Here is a 20,126-nt window from a genome sequence, read left to right on the forward strand (position 1 = left end):
AAAAATTGATTCAAAAGGAGAGAAATAACGATGCCATACATTGTTGACGTATATGCACGCGAAGTATTAGACTCTCGCGGTAACCCAACAGTTGAAGTAGAAGTTTACACAGAATCTGGCGGCTTTGGCCGTGCATTAGTACCAAGTGGTGCTTCTACTGGTGAATATGAAGCAGTAGAACTACGTGACGGAGACAAAGACCGTTACCTTGGAAAAGGTGTTCTGACAGCTGTAAACAACGTAAATGAAATCATTGCACCAGAACTTTTAGGCTTTGATGTAACAGAACAAGTAGCGATTGACAAAATGTTAATCGAACTTGATGGAACAGAAAACAAAGGGAAATTAGGCGCAAACGCAATCCTTGGCGTATCTATCGCTGTAGCACGTGCGGCTGCTGATTTCTTACAAATTCCACTTTACCAATACCTTGGTGGATTCAACTCCAAAACGCTTCCAGTGCCGATGATGAACATCGTCAACGGCGGAGAGCATGCGGATAACAACGTAGACATTCAAGAATTCATGATTATGCCTGTAGGTGCACCGAACTTCCGTGAAGCACTTCGCATGGGCGCACAAATCTTCCATAGCCTGAAATCTGTATTAAGTGCAAAAGGCTTAAACACAGCTGTAGGTGACGAAGGCGGATTCGCTCCAAACCTTGGTTCTAACGAAGAAGCACTTCAAACAATCGTAGAAGCGATTGAAAAAGCTGGTTTCAAACCAGGTGAAGAAGTGAAACTTGCAATGGATGCTGCATCTTCTGAGTTCTACAACAAAGAAGACGGTAAATATCATTTATCAGGCGAAGGTGTTGTGAAAACATCTGCTGAAATGGTTGACTGGTATGAAGATATGGTATCGAAATACCCAATCATCTCGATCGAAGACGGCCTTGATGAAAACGACTGGGAAGGTCACAAACTATTAACTGAGCGCCTTGGCAGCAAGGTTCAGCTAGTAGGAGATGACTTATTCGTGACAAACACGAAGAAGCTTTCTGAAGGTATTAAAAATGGTGTCGGTAACTCTATCCTGATCAAAGTAAACCAAATCGGTACATTAACTGAAACATTTGATGCAATCGAAATGGCAAAACGCGCAGGATACACAGCAGTCATCTCTCACCGTTCTGGTGAAACAGAAGACAGCACAATTGCAGACATCGCTGTTGCAACAAACGCTGGACAAATCAAAACAGGTGCTCCGTCTCGTACGGACCGTGTGGCGAAATACAACCAATTACTTCGCATCGAAGATCAATTGGCTGAAACAGCACAATATCACGGCATTGCAACATTCTATAACTTGAATAAATAATGCCAGCTACGCGCTGCGTCCCGCTCTTTCATGAGAGCGGGACGCAGCGTTTTTTTTGTGTTGAGCGAAATCCGATAGCTAATTCATTTGTCTTATCCTATTTTTGTAAAAAATCCTCCTTCAGTTAGAGAAGCAGTCAAAATCCCCTCCATTTATAAGCACTAAATCATGAAAAATCGACTAAAAATATGATCTGAAATGAACTTATGCTTTCTGTAAGGGGGTGGTATCATTTTACATATATTAGGGGGTGATGAGATGCTGAATCCTTTTAGCCTTCGTTTTCCAGTAGGTGTGTATATGTATGTCCTTCACCTACTGGCGGCCTATGATGAAAGGAAGCAACGAATTCTAACTTCTAAGAACATACAGAAAAATGCATTTTGGATTTATGTCCTTGCCGCTATTTTAGGTATTGTGACAGTCGCAGCATTGATTTGGGCATGCAAGACCTTTGGAAAAGGCTCTAAATTTTTAGGCGAATTCAAGTTCTTAGGCATGTACGTGAAAATCAAATGCGGTTTCTAACAGGGATGAGAACAGATGCGAGGTCATCTGTTCCATCTGAAACAAACGGAGGAATATGATGCTGACATTACAAATACAAGAAAAAACGTATAGCCGCACCTTCTCTCTCCGCCATATACAAATGAACGTAGAGAAAGGCCGAACGATGCTTCTTTTAGGACACAATGGTGCAGGAAAGACAACAATGATCCAAGCTATGTTTGGGCTAACGCCATTTACTGGCTCTGTTTCCTTACATGGTGAACAGCTGAACCTTCAATCCTCAGCACATATTTCCCTATTGAAAAAACACGTTTCCTATATTCCTGACGAACATGCGTTGTTCGATTATTTAACACCGAGGGAATACTTTCAATTACTTCAGCTGCCACATGAGCAAGATATCACACGTGAAGAGACATTCATCGATTTGTTTGAGCTGAGTCCGTATATGGATCAGCCAATCGCTCAGCTGTCCCATGGCAATCAAAAAAAAACACAAATCATTTCGCAGCTTCTCAGGCCATGTGATTATTATGTGTTCGACGAGCCAACGAACGGACTTGATCCAGATATGATGATTATCTTAAAAAAGGTGCTCATGAAGCTGAGAGATCAAGGCGCTGGCATTCTGATATCAACTCATCATTTGAGCTTTGGTGATACATTATATGACCATCTCATGATCTTAAGAAATGGTGACGTCAAGCTGAATATGTCCCGCCAAGAAACGACTCAGACATTTCCTCATCAGGCACTTGAAGAGATTTATAAAGAAGTAAATCGAGATTACTATATGCAGGTGGAGAGGTTACTCAATGATTTGGACACGACACGTTCTTCATAAAATAGAATGGGGCATGCTGACAGCGAAAGGAAAGCAGCTTGGAAAAAAGTATCCTTTGCAGCTTCTCGCAGCTGCCGTTTTTCTCTTGCTGATTTATGCGATATACGTTGTCATCAGCCTGCGCTTTTACATGCAGGTAGGTGAAAGTGAGCCAGCTACGCTATACCTCCAATTTGTCAAAATGTCGCTCTTACTATTAGGAGCAGGGATTGTGTTATCCCGGAATAAACTGAAGCGCCAAGAATATCAATTCTACTTTTTGAACAGCGCGATACAAAGTGTATCCTTTGTCCTTTGTGCGTATTTCTTTCCAGTTCTTTTTTGCTTCCTCATGGCTGGACTGCTTTTTTTACCGATTATATTAGGTCTTTTGATCACGGGTGTCACTCCATCTCTGTATTGGATCATCGTTGTCTGCATCACATGTTGCATATTGGCACTTTATACGGTCTCTTCATGGATGCTGCTGCGGATCGGTGTGAGCCATTTCGTATCAAAAACAAAAGAGCATTTGCTGCTTCAAACGATCGGCTTTGCGGCGCTTCATGTACTAATATTTCTCCTTTTTCAAAAAGCGGTGGAGATGATCCATGTATGGCCGGCTGTCTATCTGTTGTTACTTGTCATCATCCTAAGCGCTGGATGGCTATGGGTGAAGGGTTTAGCAGCTTGCTATGTTCATCAGATGTTTTTGCAGCTGAAAAAAGAGGTGAAGTCGTTTTCCTACCAGAAAATCAGAACGCACTCTTCCTTTCTGACGCATCTGCGGCAGGAATTGGTCTATTTCAGCCGATCAGCTGTTTTTAAAGAGCAAGGCATTTTGTTTCTCTTTCTCATTTGTTTGACGGTGGGGCTGCCATTTGTTTTTACCCCGGCAGAAACTGGCTGGCTGTATGCCTTTATTGTGCAGTTTGCGTTAAAGGAAATATTGATCATGCTTCCGCTGATGATTGGCAGGGAATATCATATCAATCAAAGGGCCATCTTTATGTTAAATACATCAAAGGGCGCTTATTTAATGTCGAGAATGTTATTTTATTACACCATTAATCTGCTGACATATTTTGTGTATATTGGGCTTGCCTATTTGGTGATCGGTATTGAAAGTGAAGGTCATGGATTGGCGAGTTTGTCCATTTTATTGATTACCGCCATGGCGGCCTGTACAGGGTTTGTCGTGAAAATCAGTGATTTTAATAAGCTGTTTGTGATCGTGTTGATGATTGCTGTATTCAGCTTTATCGATATGCTTTTATTAGAATGGCTTTCATCTGATGTATCTCTTCTCGCCACCGCTTATCTGCTTGGTTCACTTGCCTTTTTCAGTTGTATATATGCTGCGATGTTAAAAAGGCCTGTATTGCGATGATGGGGCTTGTCATTAGTTTACTAGCTGTTGTGCTCATTCACGAACTCGGTCATATGTTGATGGTCATGGTGTGTAACAAATTCGAAAAAAGACCCCTTTTTGATTTTGTGATGATGATTGATTGGAAGCAAGTGGCGATCGTCCATGAGACATTTGCCCGGCCGAGCTTTAATCTGATGGTGGCACTTGCGGGTCCGCTGTTTCCTGTGCTCTGCTCGAGTGTGCTTTTGTTAATGTGGAAGCATCCGGTGAGTCATCAGCTGCTGTTTTTTTCTTTACTGAACACTGTGATGCTGCATCCAGCTTGCCCAGATGGGAAAAATATCACAGCCAGTTTAAAAGAGATGAAGGAGAGAAAGAGATGATCAAAGTATTTCATTCGTTTTCTAGCGGCTTAACACTTGCGATGCTGTATATATTTGCTGTGTTTATGACCCCTGTCTTTTTACTGCTGCTAGAAGTCAATCATGTTGAATCAAGTCCAACACTGTTTGGTATGCCATTTTATATCATGAAAATTGAAGAGTATCAATTCAGCTCAGAGGCGACGCTTTTTGGATGTGTTGTCTGCTTTTTAGCTGGCGCTGTGCTATACTTTTTCATTCAATATGTGATTCAAGCTGTGAAAAAGCGAAGAGCATAAAAAAAGCAGGCTGAGCAAATAGTCAGTCTGCTTGAAAAGTGAGAGACAGCCGTACCATATCCATACATTGAATCCCGTTTTCATAAATCGGTTCATCATAATGCTTAAGGAAGAAATCGCGATCGATCGAAGTCAGGCGGAAGCCGCATTTTTGATAAAGTGCGAGCTGCTGAATACTCGAGTTGCCTGTGCCGATTTCAATCCTATGGAAACCAGCGGCTTTCGCTTCAGCGATCGCATGACGGATCAGCTGTTTCCCAATTCCCTTTCCTTGCCATGACTCCTTCACAGCAACATTCATGATTTCGACTGTATGCTGAGGTAGCGATGATAGCACATAAACACCAATCACATCCTCTTCATGAAAGGCGGCATAACAAGAGCCGGATTGCACATACGCGAGAACCTTTTTCTTTGAAGGATCAGCTAATAGTAAAAGATCCATAGGGAGAGATTGATCATGAGATAATGGTCGAATCTGTATCACATGTTTTCATCCTTTCTATTCTTTCATATACCCTTGTTTCACGCCCCAATCATATTGGTCCTGTACCCACCTGAGAGGGAGGGTGATGAGTGACATTCGGGTCTTTTTTGACAGTTGGTTTTCTTGTAGCCTGTGCGGTCTGCTTATTCGCTTGAGCAGTAGCTTTTGCTGCTGCCAGCTCTTTTTGAAGCTGGTCGACTTTTATCTCAAGCGCTTTACGCTGTTTGACCTCTTTTTCATAGGCTTTCTTTTCTTTTTTGAGCTTTTTTGTGACGGTGGCTATTTGCTTTTTTTGTTCATCGTTTTCATGCTTCATATCCGTTTGATCTGATTTTAACTTCGAAAGCTGCTTAGTGTTCGTTTTGCTTTCTTGCTGATGTTTTTCCTCTGCTGCTGCCAAACAATCCAGCCAGCTGCGCCTAACACCGCAACAGACAGAAGAATGATCGTAATGGTTTTTTCAAGTGTGAACCCCTTTCTTTAAACCTCTATTATCATCGGTTAAAGATAAACAGGTTTTAACATCAAAGGGAATATTCACATCAGTTTGGCAGACACTATGAAAAAAGGAGGGTGTCTGTTGATTTCCTTTATGATTCATGTTGTGGTCTCATTATTTGCTGTATCAAACCCCATTGGAAACGTGCCTCTTTTCATCACCTTAACAGAAGGCTATACAGAGAAAGAACGCGCTCAGACAGCCAAAAAAGCCATCGTGGTCTCTTTCATTATTTTGATTGCCTTTCTATTGGCAGGCAGGCTCATATTCAAATTGTTTGGGATCGATATTCATGCACTCCGCATCGCCGGAGGTATTTTTATTTTTGGTATCGCTTACAATTTGCTGAATGCAAAAGAATCACACGTCCAAAATCCTCATTCGGAGGAAAAGGCAGAAAGCAAAGAGAAGGCAGATATCTCCGTTACGCCGCTGGCAATCCCGATCATCGCTGGGCCCGGTACAATCGCTACAGTAATGAGTTTAACCCCGGGAAGTCAAGGGATGCTCCACATGTTTTCGATTCTAATCGGCATTATCATTGTTCTTGCCATGACGTATTATGCCTTTCATTATTCCAGTTTCATTATGCGGAAAATGGGGAAAACAGAGATGAATGTTGTGACGCGTTTGATGGGATTAATTCTTGCTGTAGTGGCAGTTGAGATGATCGGCGCAGGCTTAAAAGGGATGTTTCCGATGTTTATGTCATAAGTGTATATAAAAAAGCTGTTTTTTTCTACAATGATGTAAAATAAAACAGCTTTTTTTAAGGTTTCGGCACATGCTTAAATACTTCTTCACTTTCAAAGAATTCAATTAAGCGGCTAATCCAATCATAGTAATCAAGACTTTCCTTGATTTCTGAAAGAAGCAGATTGATTTTATCCTCTGTTTCTTCAGGTAAGTCGTCCTGTTCAAGCAGCTCTTGCAATTCCTTGCACGTTTTCTTATGTGCTTTCCGGTTTTTGCTGACAACTCGGGACCAATTGGCTGCAAACAATGAAATAAACGTTTGGTATTGATCTTGCTCAACGTCATAAAGATCTTTACGTATTCCTTTTTCATAAACCTTTTCCGCAATATTCAAATCGAGCATTTCTCGAACGACTTGACTCATCCTCGTTTTGCTCATGCCGGTCGCCTCTGATAGCTCTTCCAGCGTCATTGGTTTACGGTTCATGTGAATGATACCAAGCACTCTACCCACTGTAGAAGAAAGACCAAAGGCATTCATGTTCTCCGCAGCTTTTTCAATATAATGATCCTGTGCTTTTTGAATGGCGCCTAACGCTTGCTTGTCCACTCCCCGCTTCATCCCTTCACGACTGACAATTTGTAACACAATATATCATATACCTGTTTGTTGATGAAAACAATAAATATTGAGTAATTGCTAGTAATTTGAAGGAAAAAGGAGAGATCTCTAGATATTACAGCGTTAACTGAAAATTTTATATAAATCTTATGCAATACAAACACATCATAAACTTTTTATTTTATAAAGTTTGCACTATAATGAATAAGGTGTAAATTTTCTGAATATATAGATCCAACTAATTGGAGGTGTCTCATTTGCTGAAACTAGAGAATGTATCTAAGACGTATAAAGGCGGAAAAAAAGCTGTCAAAAATATTGATTTAGAAATAGCAAAAGGAGAATTTATTTGTTTTATTGGACCGAGTGGCTGTGGTAAGACAACAACCATGAAGATGATCAACCGACTCATTGAACCTTCCTCAGGAAACATTTTCATCGAGGGAGAAAATATTATGAAAAAAGATCCAGTTCAATTAAGAAGAGAAATCGGTTATGTGATTCAGCAAATTGGACTGTTCCCCCATATGACCATCGCGCAAAACATCTCACTTGTGCCGAAGCTCTTAAAATGGCCGGAAGAAAAACGGAAAGAACGAGCTCGCGAACTGCTGAAGCTCGTCGACATGGGCCCGGAATTTTTAGAGCGCTATCCTCATGAACTCAGTGGAGGACAGCAGCAGCGCATCGGAGTTCTTCGCGCACTGGCAGCAGAGCCCCCTCTGATCCTCATGGATGAACCATTTGGTGCACTTGATCCAATTACACGAGATACATTGCAGGAAGAATTTAAGAAACTGCAAAAAACGTTAAATAAAACCATCGTATTCGTCACACATGACATGGATGAAGCTATTAAACTCGCTGACCGAATTGTGATTTTAAAAGATGGAGAGATTGTCCAAGTAGGCACACCTGAAGATATTTTGCGTAACCCCGCCAACGAGTTCGTAGAAGAATTCATCGGAAAAGAGCGCCTGCTTCAATCAAATCCGAATATGGAACGTGTAGAACAAATGATGAACACGTCACCAGTCACCATTACAGTCGAACAAACGTTGACTGATGCCATCTACATCATGAGAGAAAAGCGGGTCGATTCCTTGCTTGTAGTAGATGAACATCATGTGCTAAAAGGCTATATCGATATTGAAACAATCGATGCGAACCGCAGAAAAGCGGCTTTCGTTGGTGAGATCTTAAATACAGAGTTCTATACTGTACAAGAAGGCGCACTTCTAAGAGACACCGTTCGGAAAATCTTAATACGCGGTATTAAATATGTACCGGTTGTGGATGCCAAAGGGCATTTAAAAGGCATTGTAACACGGGCAAGTCTTGTAGATGTTGTGTACGACTCTATTTGGGGAGACGATACGCCGGCGTCTGCCATTGAAATGAACTAAGGGAGGTGGACACATGGATCAAATCATCGATTTTCTAGAGAAAAATGGTGGGGAACTCCTCACAAAAATGTGGGAGCATTTATATATTTCCTTAATTGCCGTCGTGCTAGGAATTATCGTTGCCGTTCCTTTAGGCGTCGTTCTCACACGAATGAAACGAGGCGCAGGTTTTGTCATCGGTGTCGTGAATATCTTTCAAACACTCCCTAGTTTAGCGATTCTTGCATTTTTTATTCCTATTTTGGGGGTGGGGAAAATACCTGCAATCGTTGCTCTCTTTTTCTATTCGGTATTGCCTATTTTGAGAAATACGTATGCGGGCGTCCAAGGTGTGAACAAAAACATGCTTGAATCCGGTAAAGGGATCGGCATGACCACATGGGAACAAATTCGTCTTGTGGAACTTCCGCTTGCTGTACCGATCATTATGGCAGGCGTTCGAACGTCAACGATTTATTTAATTGGCTGGACAACACTTGCTGCTTTTATCGGTGGAGGAGGTCTTGGTGACTACATTTTGATTGGACTTCAGCTATACCAGCCGGAATACATTATTGCAGGTGCCATCCCAGTCACCATTTTAGCGGTCATCATCGACTTTTCATTGATGAAGCTGGAGAAAAAAGTAACACCAGAAGGCTTAAAAGGATTGAAGGAAGTTTCATAAGGAGTTGGCTTATGTGAAGAATCGAAAAACAAAATGGATCAGTGCACTGCTTGCCGGATGCTTGCTATTGATAAGCGGCTGTTCACTTCCTGGACTAGCCGGCTCCTCAGGCAATACGCTGCGAATTGGAGCACAAAACTTTACCGAATCAGAAATTATGGCCTACATGGTTAGCGATATCATCGAACATTACACAGATAAAAAGACAACCATTGTGAAAAACCTAGGCTCTAATACCGTACAGCAGAAAGCAATGGAAAACGGAGATATCGACATTTCTGCCACAAGATATACAGGGACAGATTTGACGAGTACGCTTGGAATGGATGCGGAAAAAGACCCGGAGCGTGCGATGGAGATCGTCCAAAAAGAATTTAAGAAACGCTATGATTACAAATGGTTTGATTCCTATGGCTTTGATAATACGTATGCCTTTGCCGTGACGCAAAAGATGGCGAAGGAAAACAAGTTAGAAACCGTCTCTGACTTGAAAAAGAATGCGAAAAATTACCGGTTCGGTGTCGATAATATTTGGCTCAAAAAGAAAGGCGACGGTTATGAAGGATTCGTGAAAACATACGGAATTGAATTTGGAAGCACGTATCCAATGCAGATTGGTTTAGTCTACGATGCATTAAAAAATGAAAAAATGGATATTGTGCTTGCCTATTCAACAGATGGACGAATCAAAGCCTATGACCTCAAAATTTTAAAAGATGATAAGCGGTTTTTCCCGCCATATGATGCATCGCCAGTTGTCCCGGAAAAAGTCCTAAAAGAGAACCCAGGGCTTGATAAGGTGATCAACAGGCTGATCGGAAAAATCGATACAGAGCAAATGCAAGAGCTTAACTATCAAGTCGACGGGGAGCTTCAAGAACCAGCCACCGTTGCGAAAAATTTCCTAAAAAAGCACAATTACTTTGAGTAAGATGGGGAGGTGTCACGGCTGATGGACACACTGCAGCAATTATGGACGTATTATCAGCAGAACGGTTCATATGTGTTAGAAGAATTTTATCGGCATTTTCTCATGTCAGCGTATGGGGTGCTGTTTGCGGCGATTGTCGGAATTCCAGTAGGCATCTTTGTGGCGCATTACCGTAAGCTGAGCAATTGGATCTTCGCCATTACCAATGTTATACAAACCATACCGGCGTTAGCGATGCTTTCCGTGCTGATGCTTGTATTAGGACTTGGCGCAAATACAGTCATCTTATCACTCTTTCTGTATTCGCTTCTGCCGATCATCCGCAACACGTATACAGGGATTGTCAGCATTGAACATGCTTATTTAGAATCGGGTAAAGCGATGGGCATGACGAAATGGCAAGTGCTGAGAATGGTTGAATTACCGCTTGCTTTATCGGTCATTATGGCTGGTTTAAGAACCGCCCTTGTCATCGCCATCGGCATTACAGCGATTGGGACATTTGTTGGTGCGGGAGGTCTAGGTGATATCATCATCAGAGGATCAAACGCCACAAATGGAACAGCCATCATTTTAGCAGGTGCTATTCCAACTGCGCTCATGGCCATTATCGCTGACCTAGTCATGGGCTGGCTCGAACGCTATTTAAGCCCAACTAACAAGAAAAAAGAAAGAAAAGCATTAGCTGCAAAAAACATCACATCTGCTTAAGCGGTTAAAAAGACAAAACCTCCCTTACATCTGTAAGGGAGGTTGTTTTATGATGATCAGGCGGTTCACATGCAGGTATTTTATGATTCAAGCGTGATCCATTCAGAGGACCACTTCGAAATTTCCTCAAAAACGGGTGCAAGGGAACGCCCCATATCAGTTAAAGAATACTCAATGCGCACGGGTGTTTCAGCAAAAACCTCCCGTTTTACAATGCCTGCTGCTTCCAGCTCTTTTAATCTCTCAGATAATACTCTTCCGCTTAAATTTGTCAGAGCAGCCTCAATTTCACTAAAGCGCTGCGGACCTGAGAGAAGCTGAAAAACAATCAGTGCAACCCAGCGTTTACTCAATAACTCAACTGCTTTTTCAAACCGCGGGCACATGTCAGATTGATTCATCTTTCTTCACTCCAATCTGAACTCATTATACCGTAAATCTGTCATAAATCAGCTCGAAAAGCTTGTCAATGCTCAAAACATTCTATGATGACGAACGGCTGTTTAACATAAATAACAGATAGCGGTTAAGATCCTCTATTTCTTTTTTCGAAAGAGTTGACCAAATGTCTCCATCAAATATTTCGAGATCACCAAGTTCATATAGCGATGCAGCTTCCTTTATTTTGGATAATGCCATTTCCTCTTCCTTCAACTGATGGACAGAAGAGGCTTCCTCAATATAGCCCGCAGCCTGCATCATTTCCTCATAAGGGACCTTTAATGCACCGGCTAGTTTTTTAATCGTAGGAGGCTTTGGAATACCGCGTTTCCCGTTTTCAATACGAGAAATACCAGCAGCGCTGACCTCTGAATACATCGCTAATTGGTTCACTGACAGCTTCTTTTCCTCACGTAATGCTCTTAAATATGCACCAAAGTTCATCAAGGCAAAACCTCACATGGTTATAGATTAGATATGTCTATTTTATCTGATTTGTTGACTATTGGCAACAAGTATACTATGAAAATATTGACATTAGTTAATAGTGGATGTACATTAGGTTTATGCCCCGCTATTTGTTCGCCTTTTTTTGGTTGATGAGCGTGAGAAAGTATTCATTCAGCTGGCTGATGTCTTGTGCGGAGAGCCTTTCCCATTTGTCCCCATCAAAAATAGGAAGATGTTCTACATCCTTTTGAAGCGCCGTTTGATAGATTTTCAACATGGATTCATATTTTGGTTTCATTTCATGAACTTGCTCCTGTTCAATATGACCGGCAAGCAGCATTAAATCCTCATAAGGCACCTTCAAGGCATGTGCTAATTTTTTGATAGTCAAAGGTTTTGGCACACCGCGCTTTCCATTTTCAATACGAGAAATTCCAGCAGCGCTTACACCTGAATACATGGCGAGTTGATTGACAGACATTTTTCTATTTTCTCTTAAAATGCGTAATTGTTCACCAAAGTGATTCATGACATCGAACCTCACATTTCAGTATATGACTTATTTTAGTATGATCATTGACCAAAGGAAATAGCAGAGGGGTAAAAGTGTTGACTTAAGTTAATAGATCTGTTTCATGTGAGCACCTGCACGTTGTACATATTGATTCCATAGGAGGTTGTAATGATGGTCGAAAAGATTCAGATCAGGCGGGCTTTTGTCATGCAGTATATGATCGAAAACGATATGTCTTTAAATCAGCTCGCTGATGAAATTGGCATTTCTCCTGCCACACTCAGCAGGGTATTAAATGGTCACCGGAAACCAGGCCAGCTTGTCATTGGCAAAATGATTCATTACTTTGATAAAAAATTTGAAGATCTATTTTACTATGAAGATATTGACAAAAGTCAACGAATGAAATGATCAAGGAGGCAATGTCGTTGAAAAGAACTGGGATGGTCAGACATATTGATTCACTAGGCAGAATTGTTCTGCCTTCAGAAATGCGCAAGGTGCTCAATATTAAAGAAGAGCAGCTATTAGAAATTTTCATTGAAGATCAAACCATTATGCTGAAAAAATATGATGCAGATAAGAGCTGCCTGTTAACTGGACAAGTGACGAAGTATAACAAAAGCTATGGAAATGGGAATGTGATGCTGAGTCCTGAAGGAGCTGAACGTTTGTTAGTAGAATTAAAACAGCTATTGAAAGAAGAAGCAACCCGTTAAAAACGTATTTTTAACCGAAAATTGCATATAAAAAATGCTGCATACTACTCTTTGGAATGAAATTGAATCAAAATAACGAATAAAGTCGACAATATAGAGGGAATCTTTATTTTGATGTTTCGTGACATGCACCTTGTTTTCATGTAAAATAAAGTTATGTGTACCAGTTTGTCTGGAGGTGTTTTCATGCACGCATTTGTTATCACATTACTCGTAATTGTCAGTATCGCACTTATCATCGTTGTATTGTTACAATCAAGTAAAAGTGCTGGACTGTCAGGCGCTATTTCAGGTGGAGCCGAGCAGCTTTTCGGTAAGCAAAAAGCGAGAGGCCTTGACTTGATACTTCACCGATTAACGGTTATTTTGTCAGTGCTTTTCTTCATCTTAACACTTGCATTGGCATATCTAGGCGTGTAAGGCGCGAGTAACAGAAGGTCTGATCTTTTTTCAGACCTTTTTTTATTATCAGCACTCTTTTGTGTTTGTTTCATACATACAAGTGGAAAATATAAACCATATCAGAAGGAAAGGAAGTCACATCATGAAAGTTGTTACACCGAAACCATTTACGTTTAAAGGTGGAGAAAAGGCGGTGCTTCTTCTTCACGGTTTTACTGGGAATACAGCCGATGTTCGAATGCTAGGCCGTTATTTGAACGAAAGAGGGTATACATGCCATGCACCTCAATATAAAGGACACGGTGTGCCGCCAGAAGAGCTTGTCCAATCTGGCCCGGCTGACTGGTGGAAAGATGTAGAAGAAGGCTATCAATTCTTAAAAGATGAAGGCTATGAGGAAATTGCGGTTTGCGGACTATCCCTCGGAGGAGTTTTTTCATTGAAATTAGGTTACACTGTACCTGTAAAGGGAATTGTACCTATGTGTGCACCTATGTACATAAAAAGTGAAGAAGTCATGTACCAGGGTGTACTAGAATATGCCCGTAACTATAAGAAATTCGAGGGTAAGTCAGAGGAGCAGATTGAACAGGAAATGGAAGAGTTCAAGAAAACGCCAATGGATACACTCAAAAGCCTGCAAGAACTGATTGCAGATGTCAGAAACAATGTCGACATGATTTATTCACCTACTTTTGTTGTTCAGGCACGTCACGATCATATGATTAATACAGACAGTGCGAATATCATTTATAACGAAGTAGAGACAGATCAAAAGCATTTGAAATGGTATGAAGAATCAGGCCATGTGATCACGCTTGATAAAGAGCGTGAGAAGGTTCATCAGGATGTATATGCATTCTTAGAATCACTTAATTGGTCAATTTAAATATATAGGGGGTTAGAGTGTGCAAAAAGAAGAATTTATGGATGAATTACTCGCTTTTATGAAAGATGAAGCTTATAAACCGTTAACCGTTCAAGAGCTGGAAGTGATGATGGAGATTACCAATCCTGATGATTATAAAGAGCTCGTCAAAGCACTTGTGATGCTGGAAGATCAAGGACTCATTGTTCGCACGCGCAGCGATCGCTACGGTGTACCAGAAAAAATGAACTTGGTAAAAGGAAAGCTGTCTGCTCATGCAAAAGGTTTTGCATTTGTGACACCAGAAGAGTTTGGACAGGATGATATTTTCATTCCGCCTAATGAGCTAGGCACAGCGATGAATGGTGATACGGTCATGGTTCGTGTCAGCCACAAATCAAACGGCACAAAAAAAGAAGGAACTGTCATCCGAATTCTGGAGCGTAATACTCAGACGGTTGTCGGTACCTACACAGAAACGAAAAGCTTTGGCTTTGTCATTCCTGATGATAAAAAAATCACAACCGATATCTTCATCCCGAAATCCGCTAAAAATGGAGCGGTCGAAGGGCATAAAGTGGTCGTGACGCTGACAAGCTACCCAGAAGGAAGAATGAGTGCAGAGGGCGAAGTGACTGAAATCCTCGGTCATAAAAATGACCCTGGCATTGATATATTATCGATCATTCATAAACACGGCCTGCCAGGTGAGTTCCCAGAAGAAGCGCTTCAGCAGGCAGTAGACACACCTGAAACGATTGATGAAAAAGACCTGGAAGGCAGACGTGACTTGCGCAACGAAACGATTGTAACAATTGACGGAGCAGATGCGAAGGACTTAGATGATGCCGTTACGGTGCAAAAGCTGGATGATGGCAAATATAAGCTAGGGGTGCATATTGCAGATGTCTCTCATTATGTCACAGAGAACTCCCCGATTGATCAGGAAGCTTATGAGCGTGGAACGAGTGTGTATCTCGTAGACCGCGTCATTCCGATGATCCCGCACCGCCTGTCAAACGGTATTTGCTCATTGAATCCGAAGGTCGATCGTCTCACCCTGTCTTGTGAAATGGTCATCGATCGAAATGGGAAGGTCGTCAAACATGAGATTTTCCAAAGTGTGATCAAAACGACGGAAAGAATGACCTATTCTGATGTGAATAAGATTTTAGTCGACCAAGACGAAGAGCTTTTAGACAAATATGAGCCGCTTGTGCCAATGTTCCAAGAGATGGAGAAGCTTGCAGAGATTCTTCGCGACAAACGAATGGAGCGCGGAGCAGTAGACTTTGATTTCAAGGAAGCAAAAGTGCTTGTAGATGATGAAGGAGCGGCGAAAGACGTTGTCATTCGTGAGCGATCTGTCGCAGAGAAATTAATTGAAGAATTCATGCTTGTTGCAAACGAAACGGTTGCAGAGCATTTCCACTGGTTGAATGTACCTTTCATATATCGAATTCACGAAGAACCAAATCCTGAGAAGCTTCAGCGCTTTTTAGAGTTCGTGACAACGTTTGGTTACATTGTGAAAGGAACGTCGACAAACATCCACCCGCGTGCCCTTCAAAGTGTACTTGATGCTGTGAGGGATCAACCAGAAGAAGTTGTGATACAAACCGTGATGCTTCGTTCGATGAAACAGGCGAAATATGATCCAGAAAGCATCGGCCATTTTGGGTTATCAACGGAATTCTATACGCACTTTACATCACCGATCCGCCGTTATCCGGATTTAATCGTGCATAGACTGATCAGAACCTATTTGATTCAGAAAAAAACAGACGAAGCAACCTTAGAAAAGTGGGGCCAGCTGCTGCCTGAAATCGCAGATCATGCGTCTACTATGGAGCGCCGTTCAGTCGATGCAGAGCGTGAAACAGATGACCTCAAGAAGGCAGAATTTATGCTTGATAAAATCGGTGAAGAGTTTGATGGCATGATTAGTTCCGTGACGAACTTCGGACTATTTGTTGAACTGCCGAATACAATTGAAGGTCTTGTCCATGTCAGCTACATGACAGACGACTACTATCGCTTTGATGAACAGCACTTTGCCATGATCGGTGAGCGGACAGGAAATGTCTACCGTATCGGTGACGAAATCACTGTCAAAGTGGTTAGTGTCAATAAAGATGAGCACTCCATTGATTTTGAAATCGTCGGTATGAAAGGCACCCGCCGTAAATCGCCAAAAGATTTTAAGTTCAAAAAACGGACAGATTCACCAGCGAAAAAAGGACGCGGAGGTCAAAATACCTCTGGGGATAAACCAAAGGAAGATAAAGGCGGAAGTGACTGGTTCACAGGCAGTAAGAAGAAAAAAAAGAAAAAACGCGTATTTGATAACGCGCCAAAACAAAAGCGTAAAAAGAAAAAGTAACGTGCCAAAAAGCAAATAGGGCGTCACGCTCTATTTGCTTTTTGACCATATGGCGTCAGCATTGTCGAAAGCTGGATTGTTTGATAAAATAATCCGTACGATTTGGACCGTGTTTGTGTCAAAAGGAGGGTGTACGCCAATGCCAAAGGGAGAGGGAAAGGTTGTTTCCCAAAACAAAAAAGCAAATCATGACTATTTTATAGAAGAAACGTATGAAGCCGGCCTTGTGTTACAAGGAACTGAAATCAAATCGATTCGTGCAGGAAAAGTGAATTTAAAAGATTCCTTTGCCAAAATCGAGCGAGGAGAAGTGTTTCTTCACAACATGCACGTGAGCCCATACGAGCAGGGGAACCGTTATAACCATGATCCGCTGAGAACGAGAAAGCTGCTGCTTCATCGCAAGCAAATCAGCAAATTGATTGGTGCGACAAAGGAAGAGGGCTACTCACTCGTGCCTCTGAAACTCTATTTAAAAAATGGCTTTGCCAAAGTGCTGATCGGAATTGGTAAAGGGAAAAAGAAATATGATAAACGTGACGATCTGAAGAAAAAAGATGCAAAACGTGAAATCGAGCGTGCTTTCCGTGATCGCCAAAAGCAATTCTAGATTCATGCAGATGTCTTGCTGAGAGCGGAAGCATTATGCTACAATATGTTATGCAGTAAACAATCATTGCTTTTCTTACAGAAACCACCAGTTGTTTCAAGCGAAGAGATTGTTATAATAGTTATATACGGAAGCAGTTAAGCTGAACGTTTCCATCCCGTATATCCCTTTTACAAGGGGACGTTACGGATTCGACAGGGATGGTTCGAGCTTAGGCTGCGAGCCGAGAGGCGATCTCGTTAACACGCACTTAAATGTAACTGGCAAAACTAAAAGTTTTAACCAAAACTTAGCACTAGCTGCCTAATAAGTGCAGCGAGCTCTTCCTGACATCGCCTATGTGTCTGTGAGGAGCCCAATGAAGTAGGCTACGCTTACGTTTCCGTCTGAGGACGTAAGAAGAGATCCATCAGACTAGCTCTCCAAGCGCCCGTCAGCAGGCATGCGGATGAGTGAACACGAAATATGTTGACTACGCTCGTAGACGCTTAAGTAATCGATGTCTCTGGACGTGGGTTCGACTCCCACCGTCTCCATCAAAACTTTTAGAATGCAGTCGTATCAAGGGTTTGAAAGCCCTTGATGTGGGACTGGCATCATTTTGGCATCATTTTAGAAAATTTCTTCTTCCATGAAAGCCACAACTTCCTTTTGTTTGGAAGGGTACAGATGGCTATAAGTGTTTAAAGTTTCTGCAACATCTGAGTGCCCTAAACGATTGGCTAGCACTAAAGGATTACAATTCTTATTTATTAAATATGAGGCATGAGAATGTCTGAATTCGTGAATAACAATTTTTCTGACATTCGATTCTTTTAAATATTTAGCATAACGTCTGTCTATAGTGCTGGTAGCTATACTATCGTAAAACGTTCCAAAAACTCTATAATCATTTTTAACTGGCGCTATTTTTTCAGCGTCTTTTTTTATGCCTTTTAATAGATCCATTACTTGATTTGGCATCAAAATAATTCTAATAGATGCAGCTGTTTTTGGAGGGGTAATTTCTCTGTTATATTCCGTCTTATTAATGTCTATATAATTTTCTTCAAAATTGACATCAGCCCATGTTAAGGCAAGCAACTCTCCTTTTCTCGCCCCACTAAAATAAAGCGTTGAAAAGAATGCTTCGTACAATGGATCATCCACCACACTTATAAATGTTTTAAACTCTTCAAACTCCCAGTAATTCAACCTTTTATTAACAGTCACTTCAAAATTACCCACTACTTTCGCTGGATTATTCTCAGTACCATGATACTTCGCTGAAAAGTTGAATACGGCTGATAAGGTAGAATGGATTTTTTTAAGAAAATCAGGAGCATATTTATTAATGATTTTATTTTGATAAAGCATTACATGTCTTGGAGAAATTTTCTTTATTTCCATTTGTCCAAATTCATGTATTAGGTGGTTGAAGATGATGTTTTTAATCACCTGAATTGATGACTTTTTTCGTCGAGCTTGATACCAGTCAAAATAAGATTGAGCAGCTTCTTGAAAAGTAATCTCAGCTACTTTTTCATCATTGTAGCCGAGTAGCAACTCTGCTTCGGCCTCTTTGGCATCCTTCTTCTTTTTAAACCCTCTTCGTTTCACTTGTTTTTTTGTTCCGTCACTTAAAGTGATTCTTTTTGCAAAGTAATATGTATTGGTTCTCTTATCCTTGTATACAGGCATCATTTCACCTCTAACAAATTTCCATTTTCTCTTAGATTAGTTATAAAGATAGCATTAATATTGTTTTTTTAAAAGTTTGGTTTATAAAAAATACGACTATGTCATCAAGAAAAACGTGTAAAATATGGTATAATAAAGAATTAAAGGAATGCATTTTATCCAAAAAATCAAATAATTCTAACTTTCATCGCCACAATTCGACATAATTTTTCTCAGTAGAATGGTAAATTGTTATTGAAAAGGTGATATTTATGACAGTCAAGGAAAAAAAGGATATTGGGAGAATATTAAAGGAAAGACTAGATACATCAGAAAATACTCAGATAGAGATTGCAAAAAGTATTGGTATAACTAAAGGTTATATGAGCAAATTTCTCTCTGGGAAAGAGATAGCCTTTTGGATGGTTATTCAAGCTGTTCAATACATATCTCCTGATAAAGAAAAAGAATTGATGAAAGATTACTGTAAAAGTGGAATAGATAAAAAATACATTTTTTGTGCTTTGGAGTATTGTTATACACAAAAAATGTTCGATGTTATGAGATACTTGATTGTAGAATATTCAGCGGTTGCTCCTGAACCTTGTATACTGTATAAATGGATTTTGAATTATAGAGGAAATTTTGACATGCAGAATATTAGTAAGTTACGCATGAATAATTTCAAAACAAAAGAAGCAAAAATATTGTTGCTAATCCTTGAAACTTATGGTTACTATAATTTGGGGAAGTATGATATGGCCCATCTGTATATTAACAAAGCAGATTCTTGTATGAATAACATGAAAGACCCTTTTCTGAGGAAGAGTTTCAGTGCCAGAATAGATGAGGTATTAGCAAATGTTTACCTGAAGCAAGAAAATAATGTTGAACTTGCAAGACTTGCAGCCACTTCACTTCTTGAAAACAAAGTTAGTGAAAGTCATGAAATAACTGCTAACCATCTGCTTGCGTTATCTTATTTCTTAACATCTTATGAAAAATCAATAACTTATTATAATAAACTTTTAAATCTCATTGAGCAGCATCCAGAAAGAGTAGATGAGATTTTACAAAATAAAGAGGAGATAGCAATTTTACAATATTATTGGAAGACTAATATTGATTCTAGATATAATGTTTCTGAATTCACCAAAAATCTAAAGGAACATAAAAAATTATCTGACTATTATAGTGATGAACGCCTTAAACCATATGCATACTTATTCGATGGAGTAAAAGAGGTGAGAGCAGATAAAATTCTGTTATCACTTCACTATTTCTCAGAAAAAAGGGAGTATTTCAGAGCTAATATTCCTAAACTAGAGTTGCAAAAATTGGAACTTGACTATAAACTCTAATAGTCAGGAGG

The 20,126-nt window shown here is 40.5% G+C and carries 25 protein-coding genes and 1 other RNA gene; 19 read left to right on the forward strand and 7 right to left on the reverse strand.

Annotation, left to right across the window (positions count from 1 at the left end; genetic code table 11):
* Positions 1-30: 30 nt before the first annotated feature.
* From eno to C6347_RS03295, 6 genes are all read left to right on the forward strand, one after another.
* Positions 31-1,323, forward strand: a complete 1,293-nt coding sequence (gene eno / locus C6347_RS03270) for a phosphopyruvate hydratase (RefSeq protein WP_003212752.1) — start codon at positions 31-33, stop codon at positions 1,321-1,323.
* 258 nt (positions 1,324-1,581) lie between these two features.
* Complete coding sequence (locus C6347_RS03275; protein WP_060597324.1) at positions 1,582-1,851, forward strand: hypothetical protein; 270 nt, start codon at positions 1,582-1,584, stop codon at positions 1,849-1,851.
* 58 nt (positions 1,852-1,909) lie between these two features.
* Positions 1,910-2,677: an ATP-binding cassette domain-containing protein gene (locus C6347_RS03280; protein WP_060597323.1), complete on the forward strand. Its 768-nt coding sequence runs from the start codon at positions 1,910-1,912 to the stop codon at positions 2,675-2,677.
* Positions 2,649-4,046 (forward strand): hypothetical protein, encoded by a 1,398-nt coding sequence (locus tag C6347_RS03285; protein WP_060597322.1) that lies wholly within the window; start codon positions 2,649-2,651, stop codon positions 4,044-4,046. The genes C6347_RS03280 and C6347_RS03285 overlap by 29 nt, the downstream gene beginning before the upstream one ends.
* Positions 4,043-4,411, forward strand: coding sequence for a zinc metalloprotease (locus C6347_RS03290; protein ID WP_106071390.1), 369 nt, complete (start codon positions 4,043-4,045; stop codon positions 4,409-4,411). The genes C6347_RS03285 and C6347_RS03290 overlap by 4 nt, the downstream gene beginning before the upstream one ends.
* Positions 4,408-4,689 (forward strand): hypothetical protein, encoded by a 282-nt coding sequence (locus C6347_RS03295; protein ID WP_066030362.1) that lies wholly within the window; start codon positions 4,408-4,410, stop codon positions 4,687-4,689. Before C6347_RS03290 ends, C6347_RS03295 begins: the two co-directional genes overlap by 4 nt.
* 22 nt (positions 4,690-4,711) lie before the next feature.
* Here the strand turns inward: C6347_RS03295 and C6347_RS03300 are convergent, their stop codons facing one another.
* Together C6347_RS03300 and C6347_RS03305 are read right to left on the reverse strand one after the other, a co-directional pair.
* Positions 4,712-5,176: a GNAT family N-acetyltransferase gene (locus tag C6347_RS03300; RefSeq protein ID WP_081311373.1), complete on the reverse strand. Its 465-nt coding sequence runs from the start codon at positions 5,174-5,176 to the stop codon at positions 4,712-4,714.
* A gap of 49 nt (positions 5,177-5,225) precedes the next feature.
* A complete protein-coding gene (locus C6347_RS03305; protein ID WP_223250421.1) occupies positions 5,226-5,576 on the reverse strand; it encodes a hypothetical protein in 351 nt (116 codons plus the stop codon).
* 180 nt (positions 5,577-5,756) lie between these two features.
* On the opposite strand from C6347_RS03305, the gene C6347_RS03310 reads away from it, so the two are divergent.
* On the forward strand, positions 5,757-6,389 hold the full coding sequence (locus C6347_RS03310; protein WP_060597319.1) for a MarC family protein: 633 nt from the start codon (positions 5,757-5,759) through the stop codon (positions 6,387-6,389).
* 55 nt (positions 6,390-6,444) lie between these two features.
* Here C6347_RS03310 and C6347_RS03315 read toward each other — a convergent pair whose 3' ends face one another.
* Positions 6,445-6,981: a GbsR/MarR family transcriptional regulator gene (locus C6347_RS03315; protein ID WP_060597715.1), complete on the reverse strand. Its 537-nt coding sequence runs from the start codon at positions 6,979-6,981 to the stop codon at positions 6,445-6,447.
* 269 nt (positions 6,982-7,250) lie between these two features.
* Here C6347_RS03315 and C6347_RS03320 point away from each other — a divergent pair, with 269 nt between their 5' ends.
* The 4 genes from C6347_RS03320 to C6347_RS03335 are packed head-to-tail and all read left to right on the forward strand — an operon-like array spanning position 7,251 to position 10,708.
* Positions 7,251-8,399, forward strand: a complete 1,149-nt coding sequence (locus C6347_RS03320; protein WP_034660016.1) for a betaine/proline/choline family ABC transporter ATP-binding protein — start codon at positions 7,251-7,253, stop codon at positions 8,397-8,399.
* Between the two features lie 13 nt (positions 8,400-8,412).
* Positions 8,413-9,066: an ABC transporter permease gene (locus C6347_RS03325; protein WP_060597318.1), complete on the forward strand. Its 654-nt coding sequence runs from the start codon at positions 8,413-8,415 to the stop codon at positions 9,064-9,066.
* Positions 9,067-9,079: 13 nt separating this feature from the next.
* Entirely contained in the window at positions 9,080-9,997 is a 918-nt protein-coding gene (locus tag C6347_RS03330; RefSeq protein WP_106030505.1) for an osmoprotectant ABC transporter substrate-binding protein, read from the forward strand.
* A gap of 21 nt (positions 9,998-10,018) precedes the next feature.
* Positions 10,019-10,708 (forward strand): ABC transporter permease, encoded by a 690-nt coding sequence (locus tag C6347_RS03335; protein ID WP_034660014.1) that lies wholly within the window; start codon positions 10,019-10,021, stop codon positions 10,706-10,708.
* 80 nt (positions 10,709-10,788) lie between these two features.
* Here the strand turns inward: C6347_RS03335 and catR are convergent, their stop codons facing one another.
* From catR to C6347_RS03350, 3 genes are all read right to left on the reverse strand, one after another.
* A complete protein-coding gene (gene catR / locus C6347_RS03340) occupies positions 10,789-11,109 on the reverse strand; it encodes a catDE operon transcriptional regulator CatR (protein ID WP_034660013.1) in 321 nt (106 codons plus the stop codon).
* An 82-nt stretch (positions 11,110-11,191) separates the two neighbouring features.
* On the reverse strand, positions 11,192-11,593 hold the full coding sequence (locus C6347_RS03345) for a helix-turn-helix domain-containing protein (RefSeq protein ID WP_106071391.1): 402 nt from the start codon (positions 11,591-11,593) through the stop codon (positions 11,192-11,194).
* 130 nt (positions 11,594-11,723) lie between these two features.
* Entirely contained in the window at positions 11,724-12,128 is a 405-nt protein-coding gene (locus tag C6347_RS03350) for a helix-turn-helix domain-containing protein (RefSeq protein ID WP_034660010.1), read from the reverse strand.
* Between the two features lie 153 nt (positions 12,129-12,281).
* Between C6347_RS03350 and C6347_RS03355 the strand changes: the two genes are divergently transcribed.
* From C6347_RS03355 to ssrA, 7 genes are all read left to right on the forward strand, one after another.
* Entirely contained in the window at positions 12,282-12,524 is a 243-nt protein-coding gene (locus tag C6347_RS03355; RefSeq protein ID WP_106030503.1) for a helix-turn-helix domain-containing protein, read from the forward strand.
* Between the two features lie 17 nt (positions 12,525-12,541).
* Complete coding sequence (locus tag C6347_RS03360; RefSeq protein ID WP_060597314.1) at positions 12,542-12,832, forward strand: AbrB/MazE/SpoVT family DNA-binding domain-containing protein; 291 nt, start codon at positions 12,542-12,544, stop codon at positions 12,830-12,832.
* Positions 12,833-13,018: 186 nt separating this feature from the next.
* Positions 13,019-13,252 carry a preprotein translocase subunit SecG gene (gene secG / locus C6347_RS03365; RefSeq protein WP_003212746.1) on the forward strand — a complete coding sequence of 78 codons (234 nt, stop codon included), beginning with the start codon at positions 13,019-13,021 and terminating at the stop codon, positions 13,250-13,252.
* A gap of 124 nt (positions 13,253-13,376) precedes the next feature.
* Entirely contained in the window at positions 13,377-14,123 is a 747-nt protein-coding gene (locus C6347_RS03370) for an alpha/beta hydrolase (RefSeq protein ID WP_060597313.1), read from the forward strand.
* Positions 14,124-14,142: 19 nt separating this feature from the next.
* Entirely contained in the window at positions 14,143-16,485 is a 2,343-nt protein-coding gene (rnr, locus tag C6347_RS03375) for a ribonuclease R (RefSeq protein ID WP_066030364.1), read from the forward strand.
* Positions 16,486-16,624: 139 nt separating this feature from the next.
* On the forward strand, positions 16,625-17,095 hold the full coding sequence (smpB, locus tag C6347_RS03380) for an SsrA-binding protein SmpB (protein ID WP_060597311.1): 471 nt from the start codon (positions 16,625-16,627) through the stop codon (positions 17,093-17,095).
* Between the two features lie 176 nt (positions 17,096-17,271).
* Positions 17,272-17,634: a transfer-messenger RNA gene (ssrA, locus tag C6347_RS03385) on the forward strand.
* 73 nt (positions 17,635-17,707) lie between these two features.
* On the opposite strand, the gene C6347_RS03390 is transcribed toward ssrA, so the two are convergent.
* On the reverse strand, positions 17,708-18,775 hold the full coding sequence (locus C6347_RS03390; RefSeq protein WP_106071392.1) for a site-specific integrase: 1,068 nt from the start codon (positions 18,773-18,775) through the stop codon (positions 17,708-17,710).
* Between the two features lie 251 nt (positions 18,776-19,026).
* On the opposite strand from C6347_RS03390, the gene C6347_RS03395 reads away from it, so the two are divergent.
* Positions 19,027-20,115 carry an AimR family lysis-lysogeny pheromone receptor gene (locus C6347_RS03395; protein WP_106071393.1) on the forward strand — a complete coding sequence of 363 codons (1,089 nt, stop codon included), beginning with the start codon at positions 19,027-19,029 and terminating at the stop codon, positions 20,113-20,115.
* Positions 20,116-20,126: the final 11 nt, after the last annotated feature.

The sequence above is a fragment of the Bacillus sp. NMTD17 genome (assembly GCF_002998735.1).
Lineage (GTDB): Bacteria > Bacillota > Bacilli > Bacillales > Bacillaceae > Bacillus.